General features: G+C 40.9%; 8 protein-coding genes. 6 read left to right on the plus strand and 2 right to left on the minus strand.

All coding sequences use genetic code 11. The features are described from left to right. The 5 genes from B4033_RS04815 to pcaG all read left to right on the plus strand — a co-directional run. On the plus strand, positions 1-1,077 hold a 1,077-nt coding region (locus tag B4033_RS04815; RefSeq protein WP_286832461.1), incomplete at its 5' end, for a class-II fumarase/aspartase family protein. 5 nt (positions 1,078-1,082) lie between these two features. Beyond that, positions 1,083-1,865, plus strand: coding sequence for an alpha/beta fold hydrolase (locus B4033_RS04820; protein ID WP_376745289.1), 783 nt, complete (start codon positions 1,083-1,085; stop codon positions 1,863-1,865). A gap of 83 nt (positions 1,866-1,948) precedes the next feature. Beyond that, positions 1,949-2,347 carry a 4-carboxymuconolactone decarboxylase gene (gene pcaC / locus B4033_RS04825; protein ID WP_048881503.1) on the plus strand — a complete coding sequence of 133 codons (399 nt, stop codon included), beginning with the start codon at positions 1,949-1,951 and terminating at the stop codon, positions 2,345-2,347. Between the two features lie 35 nt (positions 2,348-2,382). Next, the gene (gene pcaH / locus B4033_RS04830) at positions 2,383-3,108 is read left to right on the plus strand and encodes a protocatechuate 3,4-dioxygenase subunit beta (protein WP_048881502.1); all 726 of its coding nucleotides are present in this window, start codon (positions 2,383-2,385) and stop codon (positions 3,106-3,108) included. Positions 3,109-3,122: 14 nt separating this feature from the next. Then, complete coding sequence (gene pcaG / locus B4033_RS04835) at positions 3,123-3,752, plus strand: protocatechuate 3,4-dioxygenase subunit alpha (RefSeq protein WP_286832463.1); 630 nt, start codon at positions 3,123-3,125, stop codon at positions 3,750-3,752. 115 nt (positions 3,753-3,867) lie between these two features. Here the strand turns inward: pcaG and B4033_RS04840 are convergent, their stop codons facing one another. Further along, on the minus strand, positions 3,868-4,347 hold the full coding sequence (locus tag B4033_RS04840; RefSeq protein WP_163165542.1) for a MarR family winged helix-turn-helix transcriptional regulator: 480 nt from the start codon (positions 4,345-4,347) through the stop codon (positions 3,868-3,870). Positions 4,348-4,555: 208 nt separating this feature from the next. Between B4033_RS04840 and B4033_RS04845 the strand changes: the two genes are divergently transcribed. Further along, positions 4,556-5,614, plus strand: a complete 1,059-nt coding sequence (locus B4033_RS04845; RefSeq protein WP_163165544.1) for an aromatic ring-hydroxylating dioxygenase subunit alpha — start codon at positions 4,556-4,558, stop codon at positions 5,612-5,614. A 148-nt stretch (positions 5,615-5,762) separates the two neighbouring features. Here the strand turns inward: B4033_RS04845 and B4033_RS04850 are convergent. Beyond that, positions 5,763-5,941 (minus strand): PaaI family thioesterase (locus tag B4033_RS04850; RefSeq protein ID WP_286832464.1); only part of this gene is annotated, 179 nt, incomplete at its 5' end.

A 5,941-nucleotide genomic window follows, 5' to 3' on the forward strand; every position in this document is an offset into this window, starting at 1 on the left:
AAAGTCGATGAAGATGCTTCGCGCTATGTGCATTGGGGGGCGACAAGCCAAGACATTATTGATACTGCATGTGTTTTGCAGTGTCGTGATGGCTTAAACTTAATTGAGGCTAAACTCATCCAGGCGATAGCAGCAACTCGAAACTTGACCGAACGCTATCGTGACCAAGTCATGATTGGTCGGACATGGTTACAACAAGGCCTACCACTAACCTTTGGTCATAAAACTGCCCGCTGGTTAGCAAGTTTGCAACGTGATCTTGAACGTGTACAAGCACTTAAAAATTCTGCACTCACTGCACAATTGGGTGGAGCCGTTGGCACACTTGCGTCACTTATTGATCAAGGCAGTGCAGTTGTAAAGGCGTTTGCAACAGAACTTCAACTCAATGTCCCGGATTGTACTTGGCATGGTGAACGTGATCGTATTGTGGAAATAGCCCATGTGCTTGCCATAATTACAGGTAACTTGGGCAAGATGGCACGCGATTGGTCACTGATGATGCAAACCGAAATTGCAGAAGTGTTTGAACCAAGCGGAGCAGGGCGTGGCGGATCATCGACGATGCCACATAAACGTAATCCTGTTGCAGCAGCCTCAATTCTGGCAGCAGCCAATCGTGTCTCTGCACTCATGTCGAGTATCTATCAAAGTATGGTTCAGGAACATGAACGTAGTTTGGGGGCCTGGCATGCTGAGTGGCTGGCACTGCCTGAAATCTTCCAGTTGTGTGCTGGTAGTCTGCAACGTGCGATAGAAGTTTTTGAGGGCCTGGAAGTACAGACGGACAATATGTGCCGCAATTTAGAATGTACTCAGGGCTTAATTATGGCAGAAGCCCTCATGATGTCTTTGGCACCGAGGTTAGGCCGACTCAATGCACATCATCTAGTTGAGGCCGCATGTAAACAGGCAGTTGCTGAACAACGTCACTTATTAGAAGTAGCACAAAATCATCCTGAAATTTTAGCTGTATTTAATTCGGAACAATTAAGTCAGATTTTTAATCCACAAAATTATTTAGGTAATACCCAGCAGCAGATCGATGCAGTATTGCAACGTGTTCAAGGAAAATAGCCATCATGACACTTATCAATAATCGTAATGGCCAACAATTGGCAGTTTACACTTTTGGTGATGCCGCTCATCCAACCCTTATTTTTTCGAACTCATTGGGTACAGATCACGGCATGTGGCAAGCTCAAGTTGCTGCATTTGCTCAAGACTACTTTGTGATCTGTTATGACACCCGCGGTCATGGTAAAAGTGCGGTCATTGAAAATAGCACGCTGAGCGACTTAGCTAATGATGTCATTGATATTCTTGAGCACTTCAAAGTTGAAAAAGCGCATTTTTGTGGTATTTCGATGGGCGGAATCACTGGCCTGCAATTGGGTTTAATCGCGCCACAGCGTTTCCTGAGTATTACCATTGCCAATTCAGCCGCGAAGATTGGACAAGCTGAAGCATGGTTATCACGTGCAGATGCGGTCGAAGAACAGGGATTGGTCGATATTGTCAGCACAACACACACCCGGTGGTTCAGCAACAAATTTGATTATATCCACGATCGCCTTGCACAGCAGACCATTCAAAGTTTGTCGGTGACACCGCCGAAAGGCTATGCAGCATCTTGCCGCGCGCTTGCAAACGCAGACTTACGTGACCAAATTGCTAACATTGAAGTGCCATGTTTAGCACTATGTGGTGGCTTAGATCCGGTCACGACCGTGGCAGATGGCGAATTTATGCAAGCGCATATACCGAACTGTGAGATTGCGGTGCTAGATGCTTCACATTTATCAAATATTGAGGTTCCACAAGAATTTAACCAAGTCTTTGCAGAATTTATTGCAAAGCACTGATTTCAATTAAAGATCATCATGGAATGAAGGTGTTCCTCAGACATCTTCAATCCGCCTTATAAACTTGAAAGAGTGTATTTATCATGAATGATGAAGAACGTTACAAACAGGGAATAGAAGTACGCACTGAAGTGTTAGGTGAAGCACACGTCGGACGCTCTTTGGAAAATTTAAATGACTTTAATGAAGACTTCCAAAACTTCATCAGTCGTTTTGCCTGGGGAGAAGTATGGTCACGTCCAGGTTTACCACGTCATACCCGTAGTCTGGTAACTATCGGTATTTTGCTCGCATTGGGTCGTGAAGCTGAGTTACGTATGCATATTCGTGCATGTTTTAACAATGGTGTTACCAAAGATGAGCTTAAAGAACTGTTTTTACATGCTTCCTTATATGCAGGTTTACCTGCTGCAAACGCTGCAATGCACATGGCAGAGGAAGTTTTTGTAGAACTTGGTATTACACCGACCAAACTTAAATAACGGACGATTTTTTAGAATTGAACAAGGAGAGATTCATGATTCAGAATCAACTAGGCGCTTATGCGCAACGTAATACGGACGATCATCCACCGGCCTACGCACCGGGTTATAAAACCAGTGTGCTGCGTTCGCCGAAAAATGCACTCATTTCAATTGCGCAAACCCTGACTGAAGTAACGGCACCACATTTCACCTCAGCACTTTTAGGGCCTAAAGACAATGACTTGATTTTGAACTATGCCAAAGATGGTTTACCTGTTGGTGAACGTGTCATTATTCATGGTTACTTGCGTGACCAATTTGGTCGCCCGGTTAAAAATGCCCTGATTGAAGTCTGGCAGGCAAATGCCTCTGGTCGTTATCGCCATCCAAATGATCAATATATTGGTGCAATGGACCCTAACTTTGGTGGTTGTGGTCGTATGCTGACGGATGAAAATGGTTTTTTTATTTTCCGTACCATTAAACCGGGTCCATATCCTTGGCGTAACCGTATCAATGAATGGCGTCCTGCACATATTCATTTCTCGGTCATGGCAGATGGCTGGGCACAACGTCTCATTTCGCAATTTTATTTTGAAGGCGATACTTTAATTGACAGCTGCCCGATTCTAAAAACGGTTCCTTCAGAGCAGCAACGTCGTGCTTTGATTGCCTTGGAGGACAAGAGTAATTTCATTGAGGCTGACAGCCGTTGTTATCGCTTTGACATTACTTTACGTGGTCGCCGCGGAACTTATTTTGAAAATGAATTAACGTGATAAGGAGCATCATGATGAACGGTTGGAATTTTCAGGAATTACATGAAACACCATCTCAAACAGGTGGTCCATACGTCCATATTGGCCTGATGCCCAATCAGGCAGGCATTGAAGTATTTGAGCATAGTTTTAATAATCAATTGGTTAAATCTGAAACTCAAGGTGAACGTATTCGCCTTGAAGGTCAGGTATTTGATGGCCTCGGTCTACCTTTACGTGATGTATTGGTTGAAATCTGGCAGGCAGATGCAAATGGCGTCTATCCAAGTAAGGCAGATATTCAAGGTAAACAGGCTGATCCACATTTCTTTGGCTGGGGCCGTGCAGCTGCAAACTTTGAAACGGGGTTATGGAGCTTTGATACGATTAAGCCAGGCGCTGTACCCGGGCGTAAAGGTACCCGTCAGGCACCGCATATTGCTTTAGTCATTTTTGCACGTGGTATTAACTTAGGTTTACATACCCGTATTTACTTTGATGATGAGGCAGAAGCCAATGCTAAAGATCCATTGCTGAATGGAATTGAATGGGCGCCACGTCGTCAGACTTTAATTGCTAAACGTGAAGAACGAGATAGTGAAGTGGTTTATCGTTTTGATGTACGTATCCAGGGTGATAATGAAACGGTATTCCTAGATATCTAAGCATTCGATAGAAAGTGTTAAAATGACAAAAGGTCAGCATTTGCTGACCTTTTTATTGAGAGATATTTCAAAATAAATATCATATGAAATATTATTTAAAGCGCAATTTTGATACTTATTTTTGAATATATTTTTCCATGAAAAATTCATTAATATCATTAATTTCACTATTTAAAATGTTTAAGATCCGAATTAAATGCTCTTGATCTTCGGCAGAAAGTACCTCTAAAATTTTTTCTTCCCGCTCTTTGGCTACGTGATACATTTTCTCATACATTGCCAGACCAGCAGGTGTGAGCGTATTTTTTTTTGCACGCGAATCTTTTTTATCTACTGTCATTTCAATATAACCACGTTCTTGGAGTTTTGCTAAAGAGCGACTCACAGCACTCTTATCCAGTCCAATAACATGGCAAATTCTGCTTGCAGGAATATTCTCTTCAACCGCTAAGAGAGAAAGGATGCGCCAATCCGTGACTCCCATATCAAATAAAAAAGCATACAATTGTGATGCACCATTCGACATCTTATTTGAAAAAAAGTTAATTAAAGCAGGAATATATCGATCTAATTGAAGTTTAAGTGAAGTGTCCATACAGCGTGTATCAGAAAGTCTTTTAAGCACTTTAACATGGTTTGTTAATATATTGTTGTCATGTCAACCAATTGGTTGACATGACAACTAAATTGACCTATTTTTATTCATATAGACCTTATTCTGTATTTATAAAGCTCGTATTTTTAAATCAGGATAATTGTGATTAAGGAAAGCATCAGAATCATTACAAAAAGGATGTAGTGCTATGAATAGTGGTCGTCAAATTAAGCTTGTAGATCAAGAAGTCTCAACAAGAAGTCCTTTCCCAAAAGATCAGTGGTATATCATCGCACTCTCTAAAGAGCTACAAGATAATTTACTTGGACGTAAAATTTTAAATATTCCAATGGTTATCTTTAGAGATAAAAAGGGCAAAGCTGTTGCACTAGAAGATCGCTGCTGCCATAGGGGGATGCCGTTATCCCAAGGACTTTTGGAGCAGGGTAAAATTCGCTGTAGCTACCATGGATTGCTATATGATGAAAATGGACACTGTGTAGAGGTTCCAGGGCAAAATAGAATCCCTTCAAAAGCGAAAATCAAATCATTCTATCTTGAAGAAAAACAAGGTTTGATTTGGTTGTGGTATGGAAAAGAAGAAAGTGTACCTCTCATAGAAGCACCAGACTACCCATATCATGATGATCCAGATTACTTATATGATGGAGACCGATATCATTATCAGGCACCTTACCAGCTCATTCATGATAATTTAATGGACTTAAGCCATTTAGCCTATGTTCATTTAAAAACTATTGGTGGTAATGCAAAAGCTCATATGAATGCGACCATGAAAACCAAAGTGATAGGTAATCAAGTCATAGTCACACGGCATATGCTCGAATCGGACCCACCGCCAACCTACAGTATGGCTTATCCGTTTAAAAATAAAATAGACCGTTGGCAAGAAATTGATTTTAGAGTTTCTCATATCCGTATTTGGACAGGAGCCATAGAAGCAGGTGATGACTCCCTGGAGAATCCAGATCGCAAAGGATTTCATATGAGAGGTTTTCATGCAATTACGCCTGAAACAGAGAATTCTTGTCATTATTTTTGGACTATGTCTACTAACCCTAAACATGACCGCGAACATATTGCAAAGCTAGTCATTGATCAGACAAAACAGACTTTTGATGAAGATAAAGAAGTGATAGAAAACCAGTACAAGAACCTAGAAGAGTTTAATCAACCAGAGATGATCGGTATACATATTGATGTGGGTTTGACCCATGCCCGACGAATCATTCAGTCTTTAATTTAAACGTTAAAATAATAAGCTTTATCTATATCTATTTATGCTAATTGCAACAGTAGGTTATTTAGTTTCTAGCTTGCTGTTGCAAATAAGCAACTAACCATTTGAACTAGATAAAATAGCTATGGTGATCAGCTAAATTTAAGGGGTTAATTTAAGAAAGAATAATAAAAGAGGCACTGGTTTTCGCAACCAGTTTATTATGTTGCCATGCTTCACTTTCGATACTTAGAATTGTTTTTCCTTCTTTAATAAACCACGCTTTTGCCTGTACTTCACCGACTTCACATGGTCGAAAAAAATCCATCGATAAATTAATCGTCACGGCAGGTT

It is taken from the genome of Acinetobacter sp. UBA3132 (assembly GCF_002364825.1).
In the GTDB taxonomy this organism is placed as follows: Bacteria; Pseudomonadota; Gammaproteobacteria; order Pseudomonadales; family Moraxellaceae; genus Acinetobacter; species Acinetobacter schindleri.